Origin of the sequence: Streptomyces sp. NRRL S-495, from assembly GCF_000966955.1 — a bacterium.
Lineage (GTDB): Bacteria > Actinomycetota > Actinomycetes > Streptomycetales > Streptomycetaceae > Kitasatospora > Kitasatospora purpeofusca.
Genome location: NZ_JZWY01001074.1, coordinates 1 through 2,181 on the forward strand (window position 1 = coordinate 1; position 2,181 = coordinate 2,181).

Sequence of the window (2,181 nt, forward strand, 5' to 3'; positions counted from 1 at the left end):
GTCGCCCCCGACCAGTTCGGCTACCGGGTCGTCGACCAGATGACCAACGACGCCGCCTTCCGCAACGCCGTCGACGTCGTCGGGGTGCACTACCCCTGCGGCTACAACAGCGACTTCAGCAACTGCAAGCCCGCCGCGGACTCCGCCTCGATCGACAAGGCCCAGACCCTCGGCAAGCCGATCTGGGCGAGCGAGAACGGCTCCGAGGACTACCAGACCGGTGCGAGCTCGGTGGCCCGCGGCATCAACCGCGGATACATCGACTCCCGGTTCACCGCCTTCGTCAACTGGCCGGTCGTCGCCGCGCTCTACGGCAACCTCGAGTTCTCCACCGACGGCATGGCGCTCGCCAACCAGCCGTGGTCCGGCAACTACACCGTCGGCAAGACCGCCTGGGTCACCGCACAGACCACCCAGTTCACCAAGCCCGGCTGGCACTACATCGACACCGCCAGCAACTACCTCGGCAACAAGCGCACCAACGGCAGCTACGCGACCCTGCAGTCGGCCGACAACAAGGCGTACTCCACCGTCATCGAGACCATGGACGCCACCGCGGCGCAGACCGTGAACTTCAGCGTCACCGGCGGCCTGCCCACCGGCCGGGTCCACGTTTGGGCGACCGACGTGCGCTCCAACAGCAGCAGCGACTGGTTCGTCCAGCAGGCGGACCCGGCCGTCACCGGCGGCGGCCGCTACTCCCTGACGCTGCAGCCCGGTTACGTCTACACCGTGACCACCACCACCGGCCAGGGCAAGGGCACCGCGGTCTCCCCGCCGGCCGGCTCGCTGTCGCTCCCGTACGCGGACACCTTCGAGACGCCCGCGGCGACCACCTCGCCGCAGTACTTCGCCGACATGAACGGCGCCTTCAAGGCGGTGGCCTGCGGCGGCGGCCGGACCGGGACCTGCCTGCGGCAGATGGCGCCCACCGTGCCGATGCGCTGGACCGACGAGCCGTTCAACTCCCCGTACACGATCATGGGTGAGCGCGGCTGGCAGAACTACACCGTGGCCTCGGACGTCATGTTCGAGCAGCCCGGCAGCGTCGAACTGCTCGGCCGGATCGGCCAGCAGGGCCACAACAACAACGGCCTCAACGCCTACCACCTGCGGCTCTCCGACACCGGCACGTGGTCGATCCTCAAGAGCGACACCAGCTGGAACTTCACCACCCTCGCCACCGGGACCACCACGGCCCCCGGCCTGAACAGCTGGACCGGCCTCGCGTTCACCCTGCAGGGCTCGACCCTGATCGCGAGCGTCGGCGGTCAGGAGGTCGGCCGGGCCACCGACGCCTCGTTCTCCACCGGCCTGGCGGGCCTCGGCCTGGGCAGCGGAGGCTACCGGACCCAGCAGTTCGACAACTTCGCCCTCACCCCGGGCACAGCGACCCCGCTGCCCACCGGCCCCATCACCTCGGGGGCTGCCGCCGGCAAGTGCGTGGACGTCGACCAGGACTCCAGCCTGAACGGCGCCCGGGTCCAGCTGTGGGACTGCACCGGCGGCTCCTCCCAGGTCTGGACCCTCGACGGCGGCAACCTCACGCACAACGGCAAGTGCCTGGACGTCACCGGCCAGGCCACGGCCAACGGCTCACCCGTCGAGCTCTGGGACTGCAACGGCGGCGCCAACCAGCAGTGGTCGCCCCAGCCGGACGGCACCCTGAAGGGTCTCCAGTCCGGACGCTGCCTGGACGACCCCGCCTTCGACACCGCCAACGGCACCCGGCTCGACGTCTGGGACTGCGACGGCGGCCCCAACCAGAAGTGGAACCTGCCCGCCTGACGCGCCCCTCCGCCGGCCCCGGCCGACCGCACCTCCGCGCGGTCGGCCGGGGCCGGTCCTGCTCCTCACCACCTCCGAGCAAGAGAAAGCGAGAACCTGCGGTGACGACGACACGAACCGTCCCGGCCCGCCGCCGACGGTCCCTGACCCGCGCGCTGGCGGCCCTTCCCCTGCTGCTCGCCGCGGTCACCGCGGCGACCCCGGCCGTGGCCGCGTCCCCGCCCGCGACCGCGGCGGCGGTTCCGGTCACTCCGGTGCTGACCCCGCCGATGGGTTGGAACAGCTGGAACAAGTTCGGCTGCAACATCAACGAGACCCTGATCCGGGAGACCGCCGACGCATTGGTCGCCAACGGGCTGGACCGGGCCGGCTACCAGTACGTCAACCTCGACG

General features: G+C 70.7%; 1 protein-coding gene and 1 pseudogene. Both read left to right on the forward strand.

Annotated elements, in window-relative coordinates; all coding sequences use genetic code 11:
- A partial coding sequence (locus VR45_RS39040; RefSeq protein WP_045944711.1) for a ricin-type beta-trefoil lectin domain protein occupies positions 1-1,788 on the forward strand: 1,788 nt, incomplete at its 5' end.
- A gap of 101 nt (positions 1,789-1,889) precedes the next feature.
- Positions 1,890-2,181 (forward strand): annotated as a pseudogene (locus tag VR45_RS49690) (alpha-galactosidase); the annotation flags it as partial.